Source organism: Variovorax sp. 679 (assembly GCF_003952185.1).
Lineage (GTDB): Bacteria > Pseudomonadota > Gammaproteobacteria > Burkholderiales > Burkholderiaceae_C > Variovorax.
This window is the reverse complement of the sequence record NZ_RXFS01000004.1, coordinates 516,756-542,941: the sequence shown is the minus strand read 5'-3', so window position 1 is coordinate 542,941 and position 26,186 is coordinate 516,756. Positions and strand designations below refer to the sequence as shown.

Annotated in this window: 16 protein-coding genes; all 16 read right to left on the bottom strand. The window is 69.3% G+C overall.

Translation table 11 applies throughout. From position 1 onward, the window contains the following. Positions 1 to 5: 5 nt before the first annotated feature. Positions 6 to 3,074 (bottom strand): type VI secretion system tip protein TssI/VgrG, encoded by a 3,069-nt coding sequence (tssI, locus tag EJO71_RS12885; RefSeq protein ID WP_206169014.1) that lies wholly within the window; start codon positions 3,072 to 3,074, stop codon positions 6 to 8. 22 nt (positions 3,075 to 3,096) lie between these two features. Continuing rightward, positions 3,097 to 5,808: a type VI secretion system ATPase TssH gene (gene tssH, locus EJO71_RS12880; protein ID WP_125949093.1), complete on the bottom strand. Its 2,712-nt coding sequence runs from the start codon at positions 5,806 to 5,808 to the stop codon at positions 3,097 to 3,099. Continuing rightward, entirely contained in the window at positions 5,805 to 6,869 is a 1,065-nt protein-coding gene (gene tssG, locus EJO71_RS12875) for a type VI secretion system baseplate subunit TssG (protein ID WP_240651380.1), read from the bottom strand. The genes tssH and tssG overlap by 4 nt, the downstream gene beginning before the upstream one ends. Next, a complete protein-coding gene (tssF, locus tag EJO71_RS12870) occupies positions 6,866 to 8,758 on the bottom strand; it encodes a type VI secretion system baseplate subunit TssF (RefSeq protein WP_125949091.1) in 1,893 nt (630 codons plus the stop codon). Before tssF ends, tssG begins: the two co-directional genes overlap by 4 nt. A 7-nt stretch (positions 8,759 to 8,765) precedes the next feature. Continuing rightward, complete coding sequence (gene tssE / locus EJO71_RS12865) at positions 8,766 to 9,281, bottom strand: type VI secretion system baseplate subunit TssE (protein ID WP_093204116.1); 516 nt, start codon at positions 9,279 to 9,281, stop codon at positions 8,766 to 8,768. Next, positions 9,274 to 10,101, bottom strand: coding sequence for a type VI secretion system accessory protein TagJ (locus EJO71_RS12860; RefSeq protein WP_125949090.1), 828 nt, complete (start codon positions 10,099 to 10,101; stop codon positions 9,274 to 9,276). Before EJO71_RS12860 ends, tssE begins: the two co-directional genes overlap by 8 nt. A 28-nt stretch (positions 10,102 to 10,129) precedes the next feature. After that, the gene (locus EJO71_RS12855; RefSeq protein ID WP_125949089.1) at positions 10,130 to 10,687 is read right to left on the bottom strand and encodes a type VI secretion system tube protein Hcp; all 558 of its coding nucleotides are present in this window, start codon (positions 10,685 to 10,687) and stop codon (positions 10,130 to 10,132) included. Positions 10,688 to 10,744: 57 nt separating this feature from the next. Then, positions 10,745 to 12,865 carry a caspase family protein gene (locus EJO71_RS12850; RefSeq protein WP_240651379.1) on the bottom strand — a complete coding sequence of 707 codons (2,121 nt, stop codon included), beginning with the start codon at positions 12,863 to 12,865 and terminating at the stop codon, positions 10,745 to 10,747. Then, positions 12,862 to 14,016, bottom strand: a complete 1,155-nt coding sequence (locus EJO71_RS12845) for a hypothetical protein (RefSeq protein WP_125949088.1) — start codon at positions 14,014 to 14,016, stop codon at positions 12,862 to 12,864. Before EJO71_RS12845 ends, EJO71_RS12850 begins: the two co-directional genes overlap by 4 nt. Positions 14,017 to 14,043: 27 nt before the next feature. Next, positions 14,044 to 14,793, bottom strand: a complete 750-nt coding sequence (locus tag EJO71_RS12840; RefSeq protein WP_125949087.1) for a hypothetical protein — start codon at positions 14,791 to 14,793, stop codon at positions 14,044 to 14,046. A 27-nt stretch (positions 14,794 to 14,820) separates the two neighbouring features. Next, positions 14,821 to 16,446 (bottom strand): MltA domain-containing protein, encoded by a 1,626-nt coding sequence (locus tag EJO71_RS12835; protein WP_125949168.1) that lies wholly within the window; start codon positions 16,444 to 16,446, stop codon positions 14,821 to 14,823. Positions 16,447 to 16,503: 57 nt separating this feature from the next. Then, positions 16,504 to 18,432 carry a serine/threonine-protein kinase gene (locus EJO71_RS12830; protein ID WP_125949086.1) on the bottom strand — a complete coding sequence of 643 codons (1,929 nt, stop codon included), beginning with the start codon at positions 18,430 to 18,432 and terminating at the stop codon, positions 16,504 to 16,506. A gap of 682 nt (positions 18,433 to 19,114) precedes the next feature. Further along, on the bottom strand, positions 19,115 to 19,765 hold the full coding sequence (gene tagF, locus EJO71_RS12815) for a type VI secretion system-associated protein TagF (RefSeq protein WP_125949085.1): 651 nt from the start codon (positions 19,763 to 19,765) through the stop codon (positions 19,115 to 19,117). Beyond that, the gene (tssM, locus tag EJO71_RS12810) at positions 19,762 to 23,364 is read right to left on the bottom strand and encodes a type VI secretion system membrane subunit TssM (RefSeq protein ID WP_125949084.1); all 3,603 of its coding nucleotides are present in this window, start codon (positions 23,362 to 23,364) and stop codon (positions 19,762 to 19,764) included. The genes tagF and tssM overlap by 4 nt, the downstream gene beginning before the upstream one ends. Further along, positions 23,361 to 24,689, bottom strand: coding sequence for a DotU family type VI secretion system protein (locus EJO71_RS12805; RefSeq protein ID WP_125949083.1), 1,329 nt, complete (start codon positions 24,687 to 24,689; stop codon positions 23,361 to 23,363). Before EJO71_RS12805 ends, tssM begins: the two co-directional genes overlap by 4 nt. Positions 24,690 to 24,810: 121 nt before the next feature. After that, positions 24,811 to 26,142 carry a type VI secretion system baseplate subunit TssK gene (tssK, locus tag EJO71_RS12800; RefSeq protein WP_125949082.1) on the bottom strand — a complete coding sequence of 444 codons (1,332 nt, stop codon included), beginning with the start codon at positions 26,140 to 26,142 and terminating at the stop codon, positions 24,811 to 24,813. Positions 26,143 to 26,186: the final 44 nt, after the last annotated feature.

Here is a 26,186-nt window from a genome sequence, read left to right as displayed (position 1 = left end):
CGTCGTTAGATGCCGCCGCCAGAACCACCGCCTGCGCCGCCTGCTCCACCGCCGCCACCACCCGAGGACCCGCCGGAGCTTCCACCGGCGCCACCGCCGCCTCCAGCGCCGCCCCCGCTGCTGCCGCCCGCACCCGTGCCGCTGCCGCCGCCGGTGCCTCCACTGCTCCCACCGCTTCCGCCGCCGGTGCCCCCCGTACCCGAAGACCCACCCGTGCCACCCGCACCGCCGCTGCCGGGTGGCGGTGGCTGCCATGCCTGCGTAGGCTCGATCTCGCCGGGCGGCGGTGGCGGCGCGGCGGTCGTGCCGTCCGCATTGCTCGACTGGTCGCCGGCCAGTGCACCGGTCCCCGTCGAATCGCCGCCGGTGAAGACCTCCAGGAACACCTCGAGCCCCGTTCCGAGCACGGGCACCGCGCCCATGATCCCCTGGTTGTGTCGCATGCGGGTGATGGTCGCCAGGCTGGACAGGCGCCCGGCCAGGCCGGGCAGGCCGGCCGCCTCGGCCTCCTTGGCCGCGGTCTTCAGTTGTTCCTCGGCCGCCGCGTACTGGTCCAGCGTGGCGAGCACGTCCACGATGGCACTGCCCGCGCCGGCGACCGCCCCCAACGCAGCGGCGGCCGCGGCACCTGCACCCGCACTGCCGCCCGCGCCCGGCGTGAAGCACTGCAGCGTCGACTGGCGCACGTTGCTGGTCCTCTGCTCGATCGCCACGGCGGCCACGGTATCGATCGCTATGCCCGCCGTGTTGTCGATCTTGATGCCCACGAAGTTCGACATGCTCAGCGCGAGGGCGTTGTCGACGCTCATCCCCATGAAGGTCGCGCGCGCGATGCCCAGGTTGGCCTCGCTGTTGATGCCGATGTAGCCGCTCGAGTTCGGCCCCAGCACCGTGGTGTTGCTCCCAATGGAGGTGGCGTCGATGTTGCCCACCGCCATCATCTCGATGCCGGTGTTGCTCATCAGCTTGATCTTGTTGGCCATCAGGTGCAGCGGCCCGGTGGGCACCGTGATGTACTTCGAGCTCGCGCCCGTCACCATCCAGTCGATGTGCGCGGCCTCGAAGCTCATCTTCGCGGCCTTGTAGGTCAGGCTCCCGCTGACGGTGATGGTCTGGTTGCCGGTCACGCTGCGGGTTTCGCCGGCCCGCGAGATGTCGCTGCGCGCCCCCACCACCTCGTGCGTGCTGGTGCCCTTCACCTTGAGCGAGTCGTTGCCGTCGACGAAGGAGTCGCGGTTGCCCACCACCTGGTTGTTCTGCTTGCCCTTGACCGTGTTCTTCTGGTCGACCACCACCATGTTGGTGTCGTTGCGCGTCACCGTGCTCTTGCGGTCGCGGTCCACATGGTTGGTCTGGTCGCGCTTGACGGTGACGCTCTGGTCGCGGTCGATGGTGGTGGAGTCGTCGCGCTCCACGCTGCGGCTCATGTCGAGCTCTGCGTGGATGTTGATGTTCTCCTCGCCCTTCTTGTCCTCGAACATGATCTCGTTGTAGTTCGCGGGACCTCCGCCGGGCGTGGAACGGGTCTTGAAGCCGCTCTGCGTGGGCGACTTGTACGGTATGGGCTGCTCGTCGTTGTAGACGCGGCCCATGATGATCGGCCGGTCGGGGTCGCCGTTGAGGAAATCGACGATCACCTCCTGCCCGATGCGCGGAATGAAGTAGCCGCCCCAGCCCTTGCCGCCCCAGGGCTGCGACACGCGGATCCAGCAGGTCGACTTCTCGTTGCTCTCGTCGTAGCGGTCCCAGTGGAAGTGCACCTTCACCCGGCCGTGGTCGTCCACGTGCAGTTCGTCGCCCTTGGGACCGACCACGATGGCGGTCTGCGGGCCCGGCATGGTCACGCGCGGCGTGAGTCGCGGCGCGCGGAACAGGCGTTCGGCGGGCATCACGGTCAGCAGGAAGATGCTGTTGCCGGTCTGCGCGGCCGAGAGCGCGGGCGTGGTGGCGATGAGCTCCTCCAGCACCGGCAGCGTGTCGGCATTCACCGCGTCGTCGCGCAGCACTTCGGCCAGCGCGTCGAGCACCGGCCGGGCCGGGGCGCTTCCGCTCGCGCCCTCGTAGCCGCGATGGCTGGCGACGAAAGTGCAGGCCGCGATGATGTAGTCGCCGTTGCGCGTGCCGTCGGGGTCGCCCTCGTACTTGAAGCCGCGCCCTGCCGTCACGTCGGGCCACGGCGTCACGGCCCAGTGGCGATCGCGGCGCGCATTGAGTTCGTCGCCGCGCAGCTTGGCGCGGGTCTCGGCGTCGTCGCCCGTGAAGTAGCCGCCCGGAAACTCGAACAGCTCCAGGCTCGCCAGCTCGTGGTCGTCCGAGGCGTCGATGTCGGCGCCCAGCTTCTTCTTGATGGCCTTGAAGTCGCTGTCGCGCGAGGCATGCTTGCCTGTGTCGAACTGCCGCCCGCTCACCCAGCGCGAGATCTCGTTGAAGCGCGGCTCGGCGGCGTTGACGGCCATGTGGCGCAACGTGTCGGCCGCCGGCAGCTTGTCGTGCGCCATGTCGCTGGCGTCCGAGAGGTGCATGGTGCCGGGCGCGTCGTGCGCGTCGAACCAGTAGTAGATGCCCTCGTCCTCCAGCAGGCGCGAGAGAAAGCGGTAGTCGCTCTCCTGGTGCTGCACGCAGTAGCGCCTCGGGTTGTGCGTGCCGACGACGTTGTCGGACTTGGTCTTCTTGAAGCGCTTGATGGGGCTGTCCTCGAACACCGCGTCGAGCACTTCCAGCACCTTCTTTTCCTGCAGAATGCGCGAGTTGGCGCGCTTGGTGAGCAGCCAGAACCAGGAGCGCAGCGTGATGCGGTACTCGTGATGCCGCCCCACGTGGCCCGCGCGCACGAAACGCACCGCATGGCCCTGGCAGTGGCGCTCGTGCGTGCCGCCGTCGGCGTCCTTGAACTCGATGACCACGTCGAAGGCATGCCCCAGGATGTCCTTGGCGTCGATGGCCTTGTTCGTCGAGAGCACCGTGAGCTCGTAGGCCGAAGGACGCGCCAGCGCCTCGTGCCCCACGATGCGCCAGAACATCAGGTCGTCCTCGGCGGGTGAATCGCTCTCGATGCGGAACTCGTTGTCGGCCATCTTCTTCTCTTGAGGGTGGAATTCAGTCGAACGCGTAGGTGAAGTCGGCGTCCTTCACATCGAGCGCCACGCGACGGATCTCCCCACCCGAGGCCAGGCGCTGCAAGTACTCGACCGAGATCGTGGGCAGCACGGTGTTGGTGAGGATCGCGTCGATCACGCGTCCGCCCGACTCCGGGTCCTGGCAGCGCGCGACCACCTGCTCGACCACCGCCTCGCTGTACTCGAAGGGCACGCCGTGGTTGGTCTCGACGCGCTTCTTGATGCGGCCCAGCTGCAGCCGCACGATCTTCTTCATCATCTCGGGCGACAGCGGGTAATAGGGAATGGTGACGATGCGACCCAGCAGCGCGGGCGGAAACACCTTCATCAGCGGCGCCTTCAGCGCATCGGCCAGGCTGTTGGGCTCGGGCAGCAGCTCGGGGTCGCGGCACATGCTCATCACCAGCTCGCTGCCGGCGTTGGTGGTCAGCAGGATGATGGTGTTCTTGAAGTCGATCATCCGGCCCTCGCCGTCTTCCATCCAGCCCTTGTCGAAGACCTGGAAGAAGATCTCGTGCACGTCGGGGTGGGCCTTCTCCACTTCGTCGAGCAGCACCACGCTGTAGGGCCGGCGGCGCACCGCCTCGGTCAGGATGCCGCCCTCGCCGTAGCCCACGTAGCCCGGAGGCGCGCCCTTGAGCGTGGAGACGGTGTGCGCCTCCTGAAACTCGCTCATGTTGATGGTGATGATGTTCTGCTCGCCGCCGTACAGCGCTTCGGCCAGCGCGAGCGCGGTCTCGGTCTTGCCGACGCCGGAGGTGCCGCAGAGCATGAACACGCCGATGGGCTTCTGCGGGTTGTCCAGCCGCGCACGCGATGTCTGGATGCGCCGCGCGATCATCTCCAGCCCGTGCTTCTGGCCGATCACGCGCTGGTTGAGCGTGTCGGCGAGCTTGAGCACCGCTTCCACTTCGTTCTTCACCATGCGGCCGACGGGAATGCCGGTCCAGTCGGCGACCACCGAGGCCACGGCCTGCTCGTCGACCGAAGGCAGGATGAGCGGCGACTCGCCCTGCACCGCGTGGATCTTCGCCTGCAGTTCGTGCAGTTCGGCGAGCAGCGCGGCCCTGTCGTGAGCAGGTTCTGCAGCGGCGGGGGCTGCATCGGTGGCCGTGGCGGCAGCCGGCGTATCCACCGGCTTGTTGCCCGCGCGCAGCTTGCTGCGCAGCTCCAGCAGCCTATCGACCAGCCCTTTCTCTTCCTGCCAGCGCGCATTCAACGCATCGAGCTGCACCTTCGACTCGGCCAGCAGCGCGGCCACCTGCGCGGCGCGCTTGGTCACGTCGATGCCGATGGCTTCCTCGCGGCCGATGATTTCCTGCTCGACCGTCAGCCCTTCGATGCGGCGCATGCAGTCTTCCACCTCGGGCGGCGTCGCATGCTGCGACACGGCCACGCGCGCGCAGGCGGTGTCGAGCAGGCTCACGGCCTTGTCGGGCAGCTGGCGCGCGGGAATGTAGCGATGGCTCAGCTTCACGGCCGCCTCGATGGCCTCGTCGAGCAGCTGCACGCGGTGGTGCTTCTCGAGCACGCTGGCCACGCCGCGCAGCATCAGGATCGCCTTGGTCTCGTCGGGCTCCGGCACCTGCACCACCTGGAAGCGGCGGGTGAGCGCCGGGTCTTTCTCGATGTACTTCTTGTACTCGGCCCATGTGGTGGCGCCGATGGTGCGCAGGTTGCCGCGCGCCAGCGCAGGCTTGAGCAGGTTGGCTGCGTCGCCGGTGCCGGCCGCGCCGCCCGCGCCCACCAGCGTGTGGATCTCGTCGATGAAAAGAATGATGGGCGTGGGCGAGCTCTGCACCTCGTCGATCACCTGGCGCAGGCGCTGTTCGAACTCGCCCTTCATGCTCGCGCCGGCCTGCAGCAGGCCGATGTCGAGCGTGAGCAGCTTCACGTCCTTCAGCTGCGGTGGCACGTCGCCGCGCGCAAGTCGCTGCGCGAAGCCTTCGACGACGGCAGTCTTGCCGACGCCGGCCTCGCCGGTGAGCAGCGGGTTGTTCTGGCGGCGGCGCATGAGGATGTCGACGATCTGGCGGATTTCCTCGTCGCGGCCGGTGACCGGGTCCATCTCGCCCTTCTTCGCCTTCTCGGTGAGGTCGACAGCGAACTTCTTCAGCGCGTCGCCCTTGCCCATGGCGGCCGGCGCCATCGCGCCGGAATCTTCGCCCGGCGCGCCGCTGCCCATGCCGGTGCCGTCCTGCGCGCGCATCTGCGCTTCGGGCGATGCATCGCAGATCTTCGCGAAGTTGTCGGCCAGGTCCTCGACCTTTACTTTCTCGAACTGCTTCGACAGTCCGAACAGCGGATTGCGCAGGCTCTGCGTCTTCAGCATGCCCACCAGCAGGTAGCCGGTGCGCACCTGCGCCTCGCCGAACTGCAGCGTGGCGTAGGTCCATGCACGCTCGATGGCGTTCTCGATGTGCGGAGAGAAGTCGCTGATGGCGGTGGCGCCGCGCGGCAGGCGGTCGAGCGCGGCGGTCATGTCCTTGGCGATGACCGATACGTCGAGGCCGTAGTGCTGGATCACGCGGTGCAGGTCGGAGTCCTGCGCCTGCAGCAGCTGCGCGAACCAGTGCTCCAGCTCCACGTACGGATTGCCCCGCATCTTGCAGAACACGGTGGCGCCTTCGATGGCCTTGTAGGCCAGCGAGTTGAGCTTGCCGAAAAGGGCGGTGCGGCTGATTTCACTCATGAGGGACTCCGTATCTCTTCTGAACGAATGAAGATGGGCTTGTTGAAAGACTGGTTGCCGATGCGCACGTCGGCCGCGTCGCGCGAACGCGGGCGCTCGCCGAGCCACGACACCCAGCCGAGGCGCGGCGCGCTGCCCTTCGCGTCGCCCAGGCACGTGGCCGGCACCTGCGCCTTCTCGAGCACGAGCTCGGCATCCCACTCGAGCTCGTCGCCGAGCAGCTGCTGCATCCAGCGCTGGAGCACGGGGCGCGCATTGCCTATGGGCAGGAACATGCGGTACTGATCCAGCGTGAGCGGCCCCAGGTGCAGGCGCACGCGGTGCTGGCGGTCCCATGCTCGGGTGCCGAGCATGGCGCCCATGCCCATGGCGCGCGAGCTCTCGCCCTGCCCCAGCCGCGTGAGTTCACCGGCAGGCAGGCTCATCCAGTGGCCGACCCAGCGCTCCAGCTTCACCGGCACGCCGAAGTAGCTGCACAGCACCGACTCCACGCTCTCCACGTTGTGCACGCGGCGCGCGAGCCAGCCCGAGAAGTGCAGGCGCGCGTCGTCATGAATTTCGTCGCGCTCCACGCGGCCCGGCGTGCCGATGCCCACCAGCGCGCCGATCTGCAGGCGGAAGCGATCCTCGCCCGGCCGGTCGAGTGCCACGGCCGGCCGCGACTGCGCCCATGCGCGGTAGAAGTGCAGCGAGAAACGGTGCGAGAAACTGTCGAGAAAGGCCAGCCACGTGGGGTCGCCATGGTTCAGGCTGCGCTCGCGGATGAAGTCGCTCAGGTGCACCGGCAGCGGCCCGTTGGGGCCGATGTAGCCGAAGAACTGCTGGCGCAGGCGCGGTGGCGATTGCGCGGTGGCAGGCTCGAAGCGGCTGAAGCTCGCGGGCGCGAAAGACAGCGACGGCTCCTGCCCCACGCGCACGGGCTCGGCGCCGGGCAGCAATGCGCGGCCCCAGCGCGGCGTGGTCCGCGCGACCGATTCGAGCCGCCGCATCACGGCGAAGTAGTCGAAGGCCCACGGCTGCGCCGACCACTCGCGCAGTGCGTTGTCGACGCGGGTGCTCACAGAATCTGTCGCGTCCCGCACAGCGGCCTCCAGCGCATGGTCTCGCCCTTGCCCGCGATGCGCAGCACGGTCTCGACGAAATGGTTCACCTCGACATGGCGCGAGAGAAAGCGCGCCAGCACCGCGCCGAACAGGAAGCTGCTGTGGCCGTGAAAGGCATCCTTGTCGACTTCGAGCGTCACCTCGAGCCCGCGCCCGAAGGCGATCGGTCCCTTCAGCGGCAGCCTGCGCGCCACGGGCTTGCACTTCACCGAGAGCAGGCCGCGCACCTGGCCCTGCCGCATCTCGTCGGCATGCACCGCGTAGAGCATCAGCGTCTCGCGCAACGCGGCCGCACCCTGCTCCGGCGTGCTGTCGGACAGCGACAGGTAGTTGAGCGCGAGGTGATCGACCACGCGCCACCCGAGCCCCTGGCTCACCACCGGCGACACCGGCCGCGACGGCCCGCGCACCATGCGCACGCGCTGCACGGGGAATGAGTCGACGCAGTCGAAGTCGTTCTCGCGGCCCAGCGGCATCAAGAGCGGCAGGTCGCGGTTGGTGCACAGCGCCGTCACCGCGAGCTGCCGCAGCGTGGCCGCGTAGGGCGCCTGCTGCGGATCGACGATCTGCATGTAGACCTCGGAGCCGATGTGGCTGCTGCGGTTGCCCTCGGTGCGCTGGCGCACCGACAGCATGCGCGGCTCGCGCGTGGTCGTGAAGTAGGCCGGGTGGCTCATGCGGCTGCCGTGGAAGGCCGAATAGAAAGGCCGGAACGGCTGCTCCACCGCGGCGGCATCGGTACCGGGCACGCCGTGGCCGATGACCTCGGTGACGGTGTGAACCTCGAAGTCCTGCGGCCGCGTGCGGTCGGGCACCAGGTGGAACTGGCTCACGCCCTCGGTCATGGCCACGCGGTCGAGCCGCTTGCTGAAGATGTTCACCGCCGGCACGCAGTGCAGCAGCACGTTGTCGGCACTCACCAGCTTCTCGAGCGCCGCGTCGCCGCGCGAGAACAGCAGCACGATCTCGACCTCGGTGACGGGCATCTCCGACAGCAGCGCCTTGAGCCCGCCGATGCGCACGAACTGGAAGCGCTGCGGGAACGCGAAGTACTCCTGCAACAGCCTGAAGCCCGAGAAGCCGGTGGCGGTCACGGGCAGCAGCGCCTCGTCGTCCTCGAAGCCGACCGCGCCGATGGCGCTGGCCGGCAGGCTGCGCGCCGTGCCTTGCAGGGCACCGCTGGGCGAAAGGGGCCGCACCAGCACGCCAACGGGTTGGCCGAGTGCGCATTCGTGCAGTTGCCAGGCCACGTCCTCGGCGCCGCCGAAGTGCAGCACCAGGTCGTCGAGTGCGATCTGGCTGAAGTCCAGCCCGGCCGTGGCGCGCAGGGCGATGCGCAGGCCGCCGCGGATGGCGCGCGACTGCGGATGGGTGTTCAGCGGCAGGTCGGGCGCATAGGTGAAGTACTGCGCGCGCTGCACCTCGATGGGCCAGATGCGCAGCGCGCTCGCCGTGCGGAACTCGCAGTGCGTGTTCTGCCCCACCGCCTGCCGTGCGCGCAGGCCGCTGCCGCGCGGCAGGCTCGGGCCGGTGGCGAGGTTGGCGTCGTCCGGGTCGGGCGCGAAGGACACGACCACCATCGCCGGCGTGGGCGCGAGGAAGTGCGGATAGACGATGTCGAGCAGGTGGCCCGTGAAGCGCGGGTATTCGGCGTCGAGCTTCAGGCCCACGCGCGCAGAAAGGAACGCGGTCGCCTCGATGAGCCGCTCCACGTAGGGGTCGGCCACCTCCTGGCCCTCGATGCCAAGTCGATGCGCAATCTTTGGAAATGCCCGTGCGAACTCCGAAGAGCTCTCACGGAAGTAGCGCAGTTCCTGTTCATACAGGCTCAGCAGCCGAGGGTCCATGTCGGACTTACCTTGGGTTTTGCGCCATGTCCACGATCTCTATGCGGCCCTCTTCCAGGTCAACGCGGCTTCGCATGAGGAACTCCAGCGGCACGGGCTGCGCCCACAGCATGCCGCGGATCTGCAGGCCGATGCTGTTGTGGGAGTCCAGTGCCGGGCCTTCCATGATGAGTTCGACTTCGAGTGTTCGGGACAAGATGCGCGGCTCGAACTGCAGGATTGCGTTCTTCAAAGCCTGTTCCATGCTGACACGCTGCACCGACGAGGTGAACTGGCCAGACAGCATAGGCAATCCGTAGTTGATGACCGAGCGCGCCGCGTTCGGGTACTGCCTGTCGTCCATCGAGAGGCCGTAGCCGGTGGCGTTGAACAGCCAACCCAGGTCGCGCAGCACGGCCTGCCGCAGCGCCTGCTTGGTCAGCGTGCGCTTGTCGTCGCCTTCGCGCTTCTCGTCGGGCGCGTTGTCGACGAGGCGGTCGAGCAGCGATGGCTGCAGCCGCTCCTGCGCGGTGAGCTCAGCCATCGACCGCACCTTCGTCCGGCATCTCGGACGGCGTGAAGAGGATCTCGCGCACGTCCATCAGCGCATGCTCGCTGCCGTCGCTGCTGCTGAGCACGCGCTGGCCGAAGCCGGCCCAGACCTCGGGGCGCAGCTCGCGCCATTCGGTCTTGCGCGCGAGGCGCAGATCGCCGTCCTCCACCTTCTCGGTGCCCTCGTAGCGCGTCGGGATCAGCGCGAGCGTCTCGCCGCCATTCTCGAACTGCAGGTGCGCGGGCATCCACACGCAGTCCCGCAGGTCCTCGGGCGGATCGATCTTGATGTGCGCGAGACGTGCGTACGGGATCCAGTAGTACTTGCCGTTGACGAAGGCCTCGAGCACCGGCCCGAGGCGCATGTCGGCATCGGACAGCCACTCGAAGGGCTTGCCGTCGATGGTTCCGCCGATGGCGGGCGCGCCGTCGAATGCGCGCTGGCGCAAGTCCTCGGCCAGCTCGCTCTCGCCACGGCCCTGGCGCAGCAGGGACTCGATGAGCAGCGCCAGCCACTCGTCGGGCTGGCCGAAGATCATCGGGGTGCGCGTTCCGGCGAACACTTCGGCGCGCAGGCCCTCGCAGCGCACGGCCTCGCCGTAGACCTGCTTCATGGGCACGGCCAGCGCGTCGAGTTCGGCCGCGACGGTGAGCTGGTTGAGCGCGCGCTCCCACTGCCCCATCACGCACAGCAGCTGCGCCATGAACACGCGGTGCTTGCTGTCGGAGGGCTTGGCGCGCACATCGTCGCTCAGGGCCTTGAGGGCGGCGGCCGGGTCGGCGGCCTTGAGGAATTCGGCGGCGGTCGTCATGGCGTGCGGCTCCTTGTGGCTGTGCGACTCAGGCGCGGGTGAACTGGCATTCGCGCACCGCGCCGCGCAGGCCGGTGGTCTTCTGCGGTGCGGAGCGGATCTTCACCGTGCGGTAGCTGATGGAGATCAGTTCCGAGGGCACGCCCCAGTGGCCGCCGGAGCTCAGCACGAGCCGGCAGATGCGCGCGTTCTCCAGCACCATCTCGAAGGTCGACTGCGCATCGGGCGAACGCTCGTCGCCGCCGGACTTGAAGGCGCTGATCATGACCTTCAGGTCTTTCTCCTGCGCGCGCAGCAGGCTGGCGATGGTGGCGGTGGCCGCGTCGCTGCGGCGCGCGACGATCAGGTTGTTGGGCACGACCTGGTTCTGCGCGGAAGACTCGGGCACCTGCACCGACCAGTAGTAGCCGCCGATGTTCAGGCGGGCCTTGCCGTCGTCGAAGCTGCGGTCGAGTTCGCCTTCCACCGGCGCGCCCTTGTTCTCGATCAGCATGACAAGGTCGGTTTCGGCCGAGCCGGTGCCGATCAGTTCGTAGAACCGCCGGGCGTCTTCAGGGCTCCAGGAGCCGTCGTCTAGAAATGCCATATCACCTCCGGAAATCGAGAGAACAAGAACAGAAAGGAAGAAGAACCGGAACCGTCGTCATGGCCTGGCTCCCGCGTCCGCCGTGCCGCTCCTGCGCAGCAGGGCCGCGAACACCTGCCGCTCGCCGCTGTCGGCAGGCGGCTGCCCGCCGCGCACGCGCACTTCCGACACGTCGGCCTGCGCATAGGCCACGCCGAAGAGGCGCGGCGCGCTGTAGGGCGTCGCGGGCACGGCCATGACCAGCAGGCGCGCGTCGCCGGCGGCGTCGAGCCAGGGCAGGTCGAAGCGCTTCACCGAGGGCTGTTCGGGCGTGCCGCGCTTGAAGCGGTTGGTTTCGCCGGACTCGTCGGGGTAGACAGGCTGCAGGTTGCCGCGCGCGTCGATGCCGGCAATGACCAGGTCGAGCGAACGGCCGCTGGTGTTGCGCACGTTCAGGCGCAGGCGCTCGCCGGTGCGCGGCGGGGGCAACGCACCGGCCTGCGAAACGGGCACGCTGCGCAGCATGCTGTCGGCGTTCCACACTTCGATCGCCGCGTCGAAGCCGTCGAGCTGGCCGTCCTTGCCGTAGCTCTGCAGTTGCGCGAGCCACTTGAGCTGCGCCAGCGCCTGCAGCCTGCGGCGCAGCGCGGCGGTGTCGGGCAGCACCACGGTGGAGACGGTGGCACCGAAGAGCGGCGCAAGCAGTTCGAGGCGCTGGCCCGAGGGGCCAAGGTCGGTCCAGCGCACGTCGGCGGTTGCCACGTCGTCGGCCGGGCGAATCGCGGCCGGGTAGTCGAGGCTGAGGCCGGCGGGCAGCGGCTTGTCGGCGCGCACGCGCAGCGCGGTGGCGGACGGCTCGGTGACGGGCGTGACGCTCCAGAAGGCACTGCCCGGCGCGTCCTTCAGCGCGGCAGGCACGGCGAGCCAGGCGCCGCCGAGCTTGATCTGCGACACCGCGGCGGGTGCGCTGCGCACGGTGCCGTCCTCGAGCGCAGCGAGCACGCGCAGCTCCTGCTGCTGCGCAAGGCCGTCGAGCAGGCCCGCCTTGATGGCCAGGCTGTCGCCGCTGCGCTGCGCGCGCCACACGGGGCGCGTGGATGCGGGCGCGCCGCTGTTCGCGAACAGCGGCGCATCGAGGTTTCCTTCGGCCACCGGCGACGGCAGCTCGCGCGTGGGAAAGCGCTGCGCGAGTTCGTCGATGACCGGCGGGTACAGCGCGAGCACGCCGTCGAACAGCTCGCGCCAGGTGGCGGGCTTGCGCGACAGCGCTTCCACCACCGCCCAGGTCAGCAGGCCCTGCGGCCTGGCGTTGCGCGCCTTGCGCGGCAGGCGCAGCTCGGGCGTGATCTGGTGGCTTTCCGATGCGAAGAAGGCGACGTAGCGGGCGCGCGGCACGGCCTCGGCCGGCACGGGCGGCGCCAACGCGCGCGCAGGCGGAGCACCGCCTGCAAGTTGCGTTGCGCGCAGCCCCCGCCAGCGCACCTCGTCGTCGGGCGGCCCTTCGGCGGTGGCGGGCGCATCGGCGGTGCCGCGTGTCATGGAGTTGGCGGAACAGGTGTCGAACACCGAGGCGACGAACACGTTCTTCGCCAGGAAGGACTGGATCCACGCATCGAAGTCCACGTCGCGCAGGTCGCCGGCGAGCGCGTTGTCGCTGCCGAGCGTGCCGCGCACGTCGCGCGCGAGGAAGTTCTCGGACAGCCCGTCGGGCTCCTGGTAGCGCTTGACGATGTCGCGCAGGCGGGTGCCGTGGCCGGAGAAGTACAGCAGCACGAAGTCGCCGCTCTTCGATTGCGCGAGCAGCCGCGTCAGCGCATCGTGGATGGCCTGTGCCTCGGGCAGCGCGGCGCCGTTCACGCCGTCGGCCAGCACGGCGATGTCGGTCGCGGCAAAGCCCTGCTTCTGCAATGCGTCGCGCATCAGCATCACGTCGTTGCGCGGCGCCTGCAGCCACAGCGCCTGCGGCTGGTTGACGAGTTCGGAAACGCCTACGAGCAGCGCGCGCTGGGTGGCGAAGGCGAGGCTGCAGCAGGCGAGCAGCCACAGGATGAGCAGCACCTGCAGCAGGCGCAGTTGTCGCGTGCCCTCCTTCTTCGGGGAAGGACGGCGGGCTGCGCCGCGCGCCTCCGCTCCCGCTCCCCCTCCCGTTCTCCCCCAATGAGGAAGCGAGAAGGACGACTGGTGCATGGCGCGTCTCATGGCCGCTGCTCCCCGGCCGGTCGTGCCGGCCCGGCCGACTCCACCAGCGGAGAGGCCGCGAGCACCGCCAGCGCATCGACCGGCTCGGGCACCCGCAGGCGCCACACATTGCCGTTGCTGCCCGGCCCACCCACCACGTCGGCCGAAATCGACTGCAGCAGGCGGTCGGCTTCGTCCATGCGAACGCCGGCCTTCCAGCGCACCACCAGGTCGGCCCGCGCCGGTACGGGTGCGGCAGGCACGGCGCGGAAGCGCACTTCGTCTTCCTCGGGACCGGCGCCGCGCCCGCCGAGCAAACCGACGTTCTGGACCACCACGACCAGCGCGAGCACGGCGAAGGCCGGGCGCGCCCAGCCTTCGGCGCCGAACCAGCGGCGGATGCTGCCCCACCAGCCGCCTTCGGGTCCGGGCTGCGGCCGCGCGGGCGCCGGAGCGGGCGAGGAAGAAGCCTCGTCGCCCTGCGGCTGCGTCAGCGCCTTGCCCAGCTGCAGGCCCACGTCGCGGTACAGCTCCTGGTAGTCGGTGCGCGGGTCTTCGGGCCCGAGCGGCGTACCCGACAGCACCGAGAACACGCCGCCCACGCCGCGCAGCGCGATGCGCCCCGGCTCGGGCGCGATGGGCAGCGCCGCGTGCGCGGCCCACTCGTCGTGCACCGCGCGTATCGCCGCGAGCCGCGTGGCGGAAATCTCGCCGACCACGCGCGCGCACAGCTGCGGGCCGGGTTCGAGCCCGAGCACGTTCCAGGCCTGGATCACGCCGAACGCGGGCTCGAAGGGCTCGTCGTCGGGCTCCAGCAGCACGTCGAAGGCACCCGCCCAGTCGGCTTCGCCGGCGGCCATCCAGCCCTGCCAGCGTTCGCCCTGGATGCAGCGGTCGAGCAGCACGCCCAGCATCCGCCCCTGGTGCACCACGCTGACGAGGCGGCCCGGCGCCCAGCGGGCCGGGAAGGCTCGCTGGGCGACAGCCTCGCGGCGCCGGGCCAATTCGGTGAGAGGCAGCAGCAAGTCGGATGCCGGGGCGGCAGGAGCCGGATCCGGAGGCGCGCCGGGCATGGCGACGGCCGCGATGCCGGGCGCGCCGTCGGGCACGGCCGAGCCGGTTTCCAGCGCGCTGCGGATCACGCTGAGCGGGGGCCAGAGGTCGTGGGTCATGGCGTCTGTTCCTGAATGGCTATGTCTTCAGGCGTAAGACGCTTCAGCACCGAGGATTTTGAAAACCTGCAGGATCGCGGCCATGTTGTCGGGCTCGATGGCGATGCCCAGCGTCTGCTGGAGCCAGCCGCCGAGCCGCGTGCGGGCGTAGTCCGCGGTGAGCCCTTCGCGCTTGTGCACCAGCCCAAGCCGGCCCGCGCGGTAGTGGTAGGACGCGATGGCATGGCGCGAGGCGATGCCCGACAGCCCGCCCTCGGCCTCCTTGCCGAAGCCCTCGCACAGCAGCAGGCGCTCGGGCTCGGGCAGCCCGGCGATGAACTCGCGCGCGGCCTGCTGCACGGCCTGCGCGCTCAGGCCGTGCTCGGCGAGGCAGCCGTCGAGGTCCTCGCCCGGGCCGATCTCGTCCTCGAGCTGCGCCTCGGTGATCTGGTCGCCGATGGAGAGCTTGCGGCGGAATGCGCTGGCGCGCGTGCAGTCGATGAGGTAGCGGCGGAAGTAGGCGCACAGCGCGAAGGCGGTGGACGGCGCGCTGTGGCCCGCGCGCTCGTCGGTCTCGTCGGGGTCGGCGTCGAGCCGCAGCACCTTGACGTAGATGAACTGCGCCACCAGCTCCTGCCGCCCTTCGCCCAGCACCTGCAGCTCGGGCGGATTGCAGGCCACCAGCGCGTCGCCCACGATGCGGTACATGGCGCCCATCTCGCCCGGGGACAGCGTCTGCCTGCGCCGCCAGAGGCGGACGAGTTCAGAGCTTTCCGCTGACGAAAGGGTTTCCTGCATGAAGAGTCAAGGCGCCCGATCGACCGATCAATCGTCGACGCAGCTGCCCTCCGAAGGCACCAGGCATTGCGGCAGGTTCGCGCCTACCGGCCCGCCGCGCGTGCGGATGCCCGAGGACACGGCCGCCTGCGCCACCGCAAGGCCGCGCGGCAGCAATATCCAGAGCTGGCCGCGCTCCTTCATGCGGCGCGCATTGGTCGCGGCCTGCTGGCCGTTGCCGAAGAAATAGTCGGCCCGCACCGCGCCGCGAATGGCGCCGCCGGTGTCCTGCGCGATGGTCAGCCGCTGCATCGGCGCGCCGCTGCCGGGCGTGCGCGTGGAGACGAACACCGGGTAGCCCAGCGGCGTGCTGCGCGGATCGACGGCAATCGAGCGCCCCGCCGACAGCGGCACGCCGAAGGCCCCCACCGGGCCGCCCACGGGCGAAGGCGATTCCTTGAAGAACACGTAGCTCGGGTCCTTGATGCCCGAGCCGGTCACCGCGCCGCCGGCCGTCGGCCGCCGCCCCGGCACCACCACCGGGCCGCTCGCCACGGGCCGCACGAGCGTGAAGCCGCGCGTGCGGATGGTGCCGCTGGCCACCGCGCCGACATCGCTGTCGTCATCGTCGCCGTCGTCGAGCTGCAGCTCGATGGACGAGCCGCGCACCTTCACCGGGCTGCGCGGCTTGCCGTTGGCGGCCTGCGCCAGCGTCGGGCGGAAAGGTTGGCCGTTCTGCTCGGCGTAGGCGACGCGGACGATGTCGCCGTTGGCCATCTTGATGCGGCCCGAGCCCTGGATCTGCATCTCGTACAGCGCGGTGGCGCTGCTCACGAAGGCCAGCACCTTGGCGTTGGGCGCGCCCTTGGTCTCGATCTCCTCGCGCGTGTAGTACGGCAGCAGCTGCTTGCCCTCGACGCGCAGGCGCACCTTGCGGTCGAGCGTGTCGCGCGAGATGCCCGAGAGGTCGAGCGCGTAGAGGCCCGGCGCGCCCATGTCGCGCGTGCTCAGGCCGGTCTGCACCACCACGTTGCGCCCGTCCACGCGGGCCGCCACGGTGCCGTTGCCGGGCGGCAGCTTGCGCGCGTCGGCGAACAGCATGTCCTCGGGCTGGCCGTAGACGGGGTAGATGAAGGGCGCGCCGTACTGGCGCGCGCCCGCGATCTCGGGCTCGAAGTAGCCGGTGACCACGCCGTCGGGCCGGCGGTCGTCGTCGCGGATCTGGTAGGCCGAGAACTCGCCTTCGAAGAAGCCACGGATGGCGTTGTTGCTCTTGCCGTCGACCTTCTGTGCGCGGTCGCACACCTCCTTCCACTCGGCGCCGCGACCGTTCAGCACCTTGCAGCTGCCGAGGAAGGCGGGCCAGCTCTCGGAGAAATCGTCGCGCGACCAGCCCGGCACCGCGTCGAAGCTCACCGAGGTGTAGGTGGCGAGCTGGGTCGAGAAGGTGCGCGCCTGGCCGGCCACGCTCGCGCCGGTGGGCGGCGGGCGCGATGCCGTGCTGGATGTGTCGGTGGTGGCAGTCGTGGTGTCCGTGGCCGCCGGTGGCGGCGCGGCGCAGCCCGCCAGCGATGCGATGGCGGCGGCAACGCTCCAGCGGAGCGCACCGGCGAGAAGGCGCTGCCGTGGCTGCTGGTGTTGTTGTTCCTGCTGCGGTTGCGATGTGGTGGTCATCATGAAAGCCTCCTTGTCTGGAAAGTCACGGCCCGGGGGCCAACGCTCTGCAGACGATTACTTCTCGACGATTTTGAAATTGCCGACGCCGTAGACGTCGTTGCACGGGGTGTTGGGCGCGCACACCGGCTTGCCCAGCAGCGGCGACGGACCGGCGCCGCGCGTGGCCTCGAGCGCGGCCAGCACCGGCAGCGGGAACACGGGGAACACGCCGTCGTTCTGCACGCCGGCGGCACTGAAGTCGCGCTCGTGCTCGCTCACGAGCACCGCGAACTGGTCGGTGCCGGCCGGGCCGCCCGCGTCCATCGGCCACGAGGCGCGCGGCAGCGAGAGCGAACCGCCCGCGGTGATCTTGTTGTACTTGTCGAGCAGGTTCGGGAACAGCAGGAACATCTCGCCGCCGCTGGACAGCAGGAACACGTAGACGTAGCCCTCCCGCTTGCTGCGGACCTCGAAGGCGAGCCGGTCCTTGCCGATGGTGACCTCGGCCTTCTTCGGCGTGGCCGTCACGTCGAAGCCGGGCGCGGCGCCCGTGGCGAGCGACTGCAGCGACTCGGCCGGCGTGCGCGGGGCCGGAGGGGGAGCCGGTGGTGGCGGCGGCGGCGGCGGCGCTGGCGGTGCCTCCGCGACCTTGGTGTCGGACGGCGGAGCCGGCGTGGTGGTGACGACCGGCTTGTTGTCGTCGGCGCCGCCCCGGCCCTGGAACCACCACCAGCCACCGCCGGCAGCGGCCGCGAGCACGGCGATCGATGCGAGCGCGATCACTGTCTTTCCGCTGCCGCCCGCAGCGGGCGCCGGCGCGGGCGACGATGGCGACTTGCCGCCCACGGCCTTCTTGCCGCCGGTGGCGATGACCGTTGCGGCATCGGCGTTGCCCGAAGCACCTCCACGCGCGCCCGACGGCGGCTGCGTGCGCGGCGTCGGCGCGATGCTGTGCCCCACTTCCAGGTCGAGCGCCGCACGCAGCTCGGCCATCGACTGCGGCCGCTGCTCGGGCCGAACACCGAGACCCGCATCGATCGCCTCCAGCAGGCGCGGGCTGTAGCGCTTGCGCAGGATCTCGTTGCCCGCCAGCGGCACATAGCTGTCGGACAGCAGCCGCGCCACCGAAGGCGGCGGCGCGCGCCCGCACACCGCGACGTGCATCACCGCCGCGAGCGCGTACACATCGGTCCATGCGCCCTGCGACATGTCGGGCATCTCGGCGTACTGCTCGATGGGCGCGTAGCCCGGCTTCAGGATCACCGTGATCGCCTGCGTCTTGTCGGTGATCACGCGGCGCGCGGCACCGAAGTCGAGCACCACCGGGCGGCCCGAGCCTTCGAGCAGGATGATGTTGTCGGGGGCGATGTCCCGGTGGTAGCAGTTGGCGTTGTGCATCACCGCGAGTGCCTGCGTCACGCCGTCCATGATGCGGATCAGCCAGGCCTCGTCCACGCCGGCCGGGATCGCTACCAGGGCCTCCCTCAGCGTGTCGCCGCGGTAGAAGGGCATGACCATGTAGGTCGTGCCCTTTTCCTGCCAGAAGCGGTAGACCTTCAGCAGCGAAGGATGGTCGAACTGGGCCAGCAGGCGGGCTTCGTTGATGAAGCTGCGCATGCCCAGGTCGAAGGTTTCCCTGTGGCGCTCTGAGAGGGGGACTACTGTGCCGTCGTTCTGTCTTGTCGACAGGGATGTGGGGAGGTATTCCTTGATCGCGACCACGCGTTCGAGCGTGTGGTCCCAGGCTTCGTAGACGACGCCGAAGCCGCCCTGGCCTATGACTCTTGTGATTTCGAATTCTGCGAGGCGGCTGCCTACGGGGAGGAGGCCTGCGTCGGTTACGCCTGTGGCTGGGCCTGTTACCGGGTTTGTGCCGGAGATGCTTGTGGGCTGTGCGCCTGCCGTGATGACTGTGGCTGACGTGTCGCCTGTTGTCGTCGGCTGCGACGGCGGGGGTGATTTGGGGACTACGCGGGTGCGGTCGTCTTCGTTGGAGTCGGTCATTGACTGGCTCCTTGCTTGGTTGTGCTGAGGGTTTGCTTCCCGAGGCCGGGTCTCGGCCCGGCGGCCGACCTACTTTTCTTTGCTTCGCCAAAGAAACGTAGGCAAAAGAAAGGCGACCCCACTGTCTGCGACCCCTTCGCTTCGCTACGGGGCAACCTGCGGTGCTCGCGTTTCGCGGGGTCCGCAGAACTCGCTTCGCTCAAACAGCTGCGGCCCTGATCCGCGAAACGCTGCGCTCCTCGGCGCAGCCAGAGGGGAGTGGAGACGCACGGGCCTTTGCTTCGCTCGGCCACCAAGGCACAGCAAGCGCTTTGCGCCTGCTGTGCTTGGAATGGAGCGTTGGTCTTGTTTGGTTCACTGGGGTTGAATGCGCGGCCGAGCGAAGCGAAGGCCAGTCCAGGCTGTTCTGCGGCCGAGCGCAGCGATGGCGCGTTTCGCTCCCTTCTGGCTGTGCCGAGGAGCGCAGGCGCAGGAGGGATCAGGGCCGCAGCTGTTTGAGCGAAGCGAGTTCTGCGGACCCCCTCCTGCGCCGAGCACCGCAGGTTGCCCGTAGCGAAGCGAAGGGACACAGACAGTAGGGTCGCCTTTTCTTTGCCTACTTTCTTTTGGCGAAGCAAAAGAAAGTAGGTCGCCCGCCGGGGCGAGACCCGGCCTCGGGAAGCAAGACGAGGAGAAGCGCTCATCACCCCTCCTCCGCAAACCCAAGAAACAAAGCATCGAACTGCTCATCCCGAGGCAACCCGGTACTCAGCATCCGAATCCCATGCTCCGCAGCAGGATCACTCAACCACAGCGAAGCCCCCGCCAGAGGCAAGTCCAGCGACTCGACCGCCCCCTCAGGCACACCAGAAGCAGCGCCTTCAACAAACAGCCGATGCAACACAGCATCAAACCGCAAAGCATCCAGATCCCCATCAAGCCCTTCCAACGCAGCCTGCGTAGCATGAGCCCACCACCGCAACGCAGCAGCCAGCGCTTCCCCCCGCAAACACCCGGGCGCCGAAGCATCGAGCTCGATGGCCAGCGCAAACGGAAAGTACCGCCCCACTCCATCGACAGAAGGCATCAGCACCCCGATCCAAGCCTGTTCCCCTGCCACCTGCCGCCCGAGCGCAAAGCACCAGATAGGCGCCTCCAGATACCGCTCGGTCCAATCCGCCCGATCCCGCAGCCGAGACATGCCCCGCTGCAGCCAAAGATCCCACACCGCGCGGAACGGCTCAGGCAGCCGCCGATGCGCGAAGTCCCCCATGCCCGGCAGCTTGCCGAACCATCCCGGCAGCGCAGTCGATGCAAACAGCAGTGGAGAAGAAGAAGAGGAAGCCTCGCTCACAACCCCTCCGGACAAGAGAACTCGCGCAGCTCGCGCAAGCGGATCGGATGCTGCACGCTGTTGGTCGTCACCTCGAAGCGCGTCTTCCGGGCACCGACCTGGAAGGTGATGAAGAACTTCTCCGGCGCATCGCCCGCTTCGAGCTGCCCGTCGTCCAGCGCGCGGAACAGCGCCCACGGCCCGTCCACCGCCGACCCCGAGCTGCCGGTGGTCGAAGGCGGGCTCACCTGGATGCGCACCTGGTTGCTTCCCTTCGGGCCAGGCCACTGCACGGCCATCGGCACCACCGGCCCGTGCGCGTACTTCACGAGCTGTCCATCCACGTCGAGGATGAACTGGGTGATGCCCGCATCCATCTCCACCGGCTTGAAGTCCAGCCGCATCGACGGCCCCCGGCCGCCGCCGCGGAAGAAGATTTCCTTGATGCGCGCGGCGCGCTCGAACTGTGCGATCGCCTGCGTGGTGATGGCGCCGCGCTCGGCCACGGGCTTGTAGCGCCACGGGCGGGTGCTGGTGTCGACGATGGCGGCCAGGCGCTTCTGGAAGAAGTCATCCATCAGGCCACCGGGGCCGAACATCTGGCCGAAGTCCTCGGGCAGCACGTCGCGCTTGCTGCTCTGCACGAAGGGGTAGCGGCCGGCAATGGCGCGCGCGCAGAACTCGGTCACGGGGCGCAGGTCCTGGCTGAGGTTGCCGCGCTCGGCCACCTGCGCCTGCGCGGCGCCGGCCTGGCTCAGGTTCTCGACCATGGAGCGCACCGGCTCGGGCAGGCGGCCGGCGTCGGACTTGAGCTTGCCGGCCACGTCGCCGGGCGGCGGCGATGTGCGGCCCTTCACTGCCGTGTCGACCGCGTTGAGGTACACGTACACCTCGTTGAAGAGCTTCAGCGCGTCGTCGATGGGCGCTGGCTGGTTGGGGCCGCCGGCGGTGACGAGACGGCGCAGCGCCTCGAAGCGGTCGTCCACGATGCTCTCGATGCGCTTGCCCGGCGCCACCTGGCGGCCGGGGTCGCTGCCGAACAGGTCTTCCAGGCCCTTGCGGGTGTTGCGCACGGTCTCGGTGGCCTTGCTGACCACGTCCTTGTTGGCGTCGGCCGCGGGAATCAGCGTGGTCTGCTTGACCACCGCGCGCAGGAAGTTGGCAAGCGGCGAATCGACGCCCGAGAGGATGCGCGCGGTCTCGATGTTCTTCTCCAGCCCGCTCACGCGGATCAGGCGCACGTCGGCGAGCAGCGCCTCCCACTGCTTGACGTATTCCTCGAGGTACAGGCGGCGCACGCGGTCGGTCAGCGCGCCGAGCGCGGCCACGTCGCGCAGGCGGTCGGCGGCGTTGCGGTCCTGTCCCAGCACCCATGGGTCTTCATTCGCGAGCAGGCCGGTGAGCACCGTCACCTCGTTCTGGAAGCGCTTGTGATAGCCGTCGTAGGTGAACATGCCCGGCACGCCATCGGACAGCGGCTTGCCGCTGATGCGCTCGAACACCAGCGGGCCAGAAGGGCCGGTGGCGGCCGCCACGCTGAAGGCCGGAATGTCCTTGCTGGCGCGCTGGCGCTTCAGGCGGCTGAACACGCGCTGCTCCAGCGGATAGCTCGCGAGCACGGCACGCACGCTGCGCACCAGGTTCTCGTCCATCTTCAGCGGCGAGCGCGGCGGGCCCTGGGCGATGAGCACGTCGAGCTGGTCTTCGAGCTGCCTGCGCTGGTCCTCGGGAATGCCGCGGTCGAGGTTGCGCGACCAGTCGAGCGTGATCCAGGCCTTCAGCGCCTCGGCATCGAAGTGCTCGGGCTGGTAAAGCATCAAATAACTCTTGAGCGCCTCGTAGGTGAACTCGAGGTTGTCCTTCTGCGCGGTGCGCAGCTGGTCCTCGATGCGCTTGGCTATCTGCGGCAGGAAGGCGTCGTTGAGCGCGCGCTGGTGCGTGAGCATGGCTGCCGCGTCGAGCTTGTCGCCCTGGTAGAGGCCCAGCGTCATCGACAGCGGCTCGTCGCCCTGGCGGTTGTCGGGCGTCTTCCAGATGTCGCGCAGGCTCTGCAGCACGGGCGCGACCTCGACCAGGTTCTGCACGCGCGCCGGCAGCGCCGCGAGGTTCTGCCGGGCGGGCTCGACGCGGGCCTCGACCGACTTCAGGTAGTTCATGTTCTGCAGCGTGCTGTAGCCCCAGGCCGCGAGCAGGCCGACGGTGAGCAGCGTCATCGCCGTCACGCCGATCACGCGCAGCGTGTGGCGGCGGCGCTCCAGCTTCACGTCGGCGCCGGCAAGGCGCTGCTCGGGGAACACCACCTCGCGCAGCAGCGAAGTAAGGAAATAGCTGCGCCCGCTGGACTTCTGCGGCGCGAGCATCGCGCGCTCGATGCCGAAGCTGCGCGCAAGGCTGCCCATCACGCGGTCGATGGGGCTGCCTTCCTGCGTGCCGCTGGTGAAGTACACGCCGCGCACCCACGGCGGCTGCGCAAAACGCGAGCCGGTGAACACCTGCTCCAGCAGGTCGGACAGCAGCGGGCCGATGGAGCCGAACTGCGCCGGAAAGCCGAAGATCGCCGCGCGGCGGTTGCCGTCGGTCTCGCGCTGCATGCGCGCAATGAGGCCGTCGTTCACGCGGTTGTGCAGCAGCGCGAACTCGCGGTTGAAGGCGACGGAGAGCCCCTTCTCCTCGACCTGCAGGTTCTCGTCGACCGGCAGCGTGAAACCGAAGACCTGCGCGCGCTGTTCCTTGCCGAGGTCGTCGAAGTAGTCGGTGAAACCGTAGAGCAGGTCGCTCTTGGTGACGAGCACGTACACCGGCAGCCGCGTGGTGAGCTTGCCGTCGAGCTCCAGCAGGCGCGCGCGGATCGACGCGGCGAGCTGGGTGCGCGCCTCGGGGCCCTGGCTCAGCAGGTCGGCCACGCTGACGGTAAGGAACACGCCGTTCAGCGGCCGGCGCGGGCGCACCTTCTTCAGCAGGCCCAGGAAGCCCTCCCATGCGCTCTTGTCTTCCGACTGGTGGCTGTCCTGCGTGGTGTAGCGCCCGGCGGTGTCGATGAGCACAGCCTCGTCGGTGAACCACCAGTCGCAGTTGCGCGTGCCGCCCACGCCGCGGATGGCGCCGGGGCCGAACTTCTCGGCCAGCGGGAAGCTCAGGCCGGAGTTCACGAGCGCGGTGGTCTTGCCCGCGCCCGGTGCGCCGATGAACACGTACCAGGGCAAGTCGTAGAGATAGCTGCCGCCCGAGATGGAGAGCCAGTCGCGCCAGCCCGGCTTCTTGCCGGCGGCGTGCATGCGCATCTGCTTGAGCGTGGCGACGGCCTCGCTGAAGCGGGTGTCGAGGATCTTCTGTTCGCCATTGATGGGCGCGTCGGCCTTGGCGGCGGGCGCCTTCATGAGGCCGTCGGTCAGGTGCTGGCTCGCGCGGCGGGCGCGCCAGCGGCGGTACAGCGCACGCAGCACCACGATCAGCACGATGACGCCGATGACGACGGCGCGCGTGGTCTCGCTTTCGAGCGGCGCGAGCGATCCGATCTTCACCAGCGGGCCGATCCACCAGATCAGCAGCGCGACGACGATGAGCGCCAGCAGCGTGAGCAGCAGCGGGCTGAACAGGAAGCCGAAGATTTTCTTGATCATTTCGTCGCTCCAGCGGCAACGACGCCGTCCGGCCCGCTCAACAGCACGATCTCGACGCGGCGGTTCTTCGCACGATTGGCCGGCGTGTCGTTGGGGGCCACCGGCTCGGCGTCGGCCTTGCCGTCGGAGCGCATGCGCGCCGGGTCGACCAGCGTCGACAGAGCGCCCTTCACCGCGTCGGCGCGCGCGGCCGACAGGTGCCAGTTCGACGGGTAGCGCAGCGAGCGGATCGGCTGGTTGTCGGAATGGCCGGTGATCAGCACGTCGCCCTTCACCTCGGCCAGCGCCTGGCCGATGCGGTTCAGCACCGGCAACGACTGCGCCATCGGATCGGCGCTGCCGGAGCTGAAGAAGGAGTCGCCGCGCAGGCGCACCACGCTGCGGTCGGCCTCGTCGGTCACGGTGACCAGGCCCTGCTTCACCTCGGGCTCCAGGAAGCGCGCGAGGCGCGGCGTCTTTGCCGGCAGCGCGGGCGGCGCGATCTGGATGTTGGGCGCGCGCAGGCTGGACACCGCGGCATACGTGGTGTCGGAGCGGTAGTTGAGCGTGAGCCAAAGCCCGAACCAGGCAAGCGCCAGCAGCAGCGCGAAGCCGGCCGCGAACACCCACAGCGGCAGCGACTCGCGCAGCCGCACCGTGCCCGCGCCCTGCCCACGCCAGTGCGGCGAGAGCTCGGCTTCCACCGGCGGACGGTCCTTGGCGATCAGGTCGGCCAGGCGCTGGCGCACCGAGTCGAGCTGCGCGCGGCCGTTGTCGATCACGCGGTAGCGGCCTTCGAAGCCGAGCGCGAGCACGCTGTAGATCAGCTCCAGCAGCTGGCGATGCGTGGGCACGTCCTGCGCGAGCTTGGCCAGCAGCTGGAACACTTTCTCGCCGCCCCATGTCTCGTTGTGGAACTGCACCAGCAGGCTCTGCTTGTTCCAGCCCGCCTGCACGCCCCAGGGCGTGTTGGCCACGGCCTCGTCGAGCGCGGTGCACAGCACGTAGCGCGCGGCGAGCACCGATTCGTTGCCCACGCCGGCACGGCGCGCGCTGGCATCGAACTGGTTCACCGCCTCGGCGGTGGAGGCGCGCAGCGCCGGCACGTTGGGCGGCTGCGCGAGGTTGCGCAGCTTGCCGATCAGCACCAGCAGCTTGCCGGCGGCCGACACCAGCGGATTGAGCAGGCCGAGTTCGCCGACATCGGCGGCTGGCGTGGGGTCTGCGCCACCGAAGAAAGGCGCCGGTGCGGGCGCGCTCGGCGTGCCGCCCGGCGTACGCGGCTTCGGCTTGATGACCGTGCGTTCCGACTCGAAGGCGGCAAAGGGATCGGGAGGTGTGCTCATGATGGCTCCACGCTGACGGCGCCAATTCGCGGAACGCCGCGGAACCGGCTTTGCCGGGCCGCTGGCGTTGCCCTCTGGAAGCGGGTTTGCGTAGCGACACGAAGTGCGCGAAGACTGGGGGTCATGCTCGTATTGCCCAGAACTGGAGGTCGAGGCCGGGGAAGTCGCCCGCGATGTGCATCGCGATGCCGCCCGACTGCTCGAGCTGGCGCCACAGGTCGCTGTTGCGCGTTTCGAGCTCGAAGTAGTTGGCGCCCGTGTGGAAGGGGATCTGCCTCGGCGCCACCGGCATCGGCGTGAGCGTGACGCCCGGCAGCGCGAGGTTGACCAGGTCGCGGATGCGCTCCACCGGGCCGATCTTGACCTGCGTGGGAAAGCGCGCGCGCAGCGCCTCGCTGGGCATGTTGGCGTTCACCGCGAGAACGAAGGTCGCCTTGCGCTGCAGCTCCACGTCGGTGACCACTGCCACGCGCACGCCGTGCTTGCGGTCGTGCAGCTCGATGCGGATGGCCGACTGCTCGAACACCATCGAGAGGCTGCGGCGCAGATCGTCCATGAGCGGCTTGAAGCTCATGGCGAGGTCGTCGTGGATGTAGGGGCCGAAGCGCGACACGCGCCGCGAGTCGCGGAAGCTCGCGAGGTCGCCCGCGAGGCCCAGCGCATGTTCGAAGAAGTGCTGCGGATGCAGCATCGCGCTCTTCGCGAGGTGCGCGAAGATGGCCTCGTTGCGGTTCACGGCCTGCAGCAGCATGAAGTCGGCGATCTCGGCCACGCCGCCTGTGCCGCCCTGCGTGAGGCGGCCGGCCAGCGCCTCGCCGCGCTGGCGCAGCAGGCCCAGCAGCTCGTCGAGCCAGGCGCGGATGACGGCATGGCCGGCCACGTCGAGCAGCGGCGGCAGCATGGCGCGGTCGAGCTGCACCTGGTTGTCGACGCGGCGCTCGACCACGCGGGCCACGCCGATGGTGGTCCACGCATCGGTGGCCTCGCTGGCACGCATCAGGCGCGTGTGGAGCTGGCCCAGCTGCAGCATCGCGGTGCGCTCGCCGGCGGTGTTGGAGTCGGGCACTTCCGACTCGAGCACGCGGTGGCGCACCAGCTCTTCATATTCTTCCGCGTCGGCCTCGCGCGCGCCGGCGCGGCGCAGCGGCAGCGCGAGCACCACGGCCTCGTCGCGCATGGACGAGGGAATGTCGATGGGCTCGGGCAGCGGATCGACCGCCGGCATGTCGAACACCGTGCCGTCGCCGAAGACGCCGACCGCGCGCACCAGCGCCAGCTTGCCCAGCGTGAGCGCGGCGGGGTCGATCTCCAGCTCGGCGAAGCCCCAGGCGTAGGGGGTGGTGGAACGCAGCAGCACGTGCCGCGCGTGATCGGCATGACGCTCGCTCTGCTGCAGGTGCTGAGGCTGCAACAGCATCCCCTCGCTCCAGACCACTTTTGTTCGCCAACTCATCCGCACTCCGTCAACGGCAAGGGTGCCTGAAAGAAACACGAAGT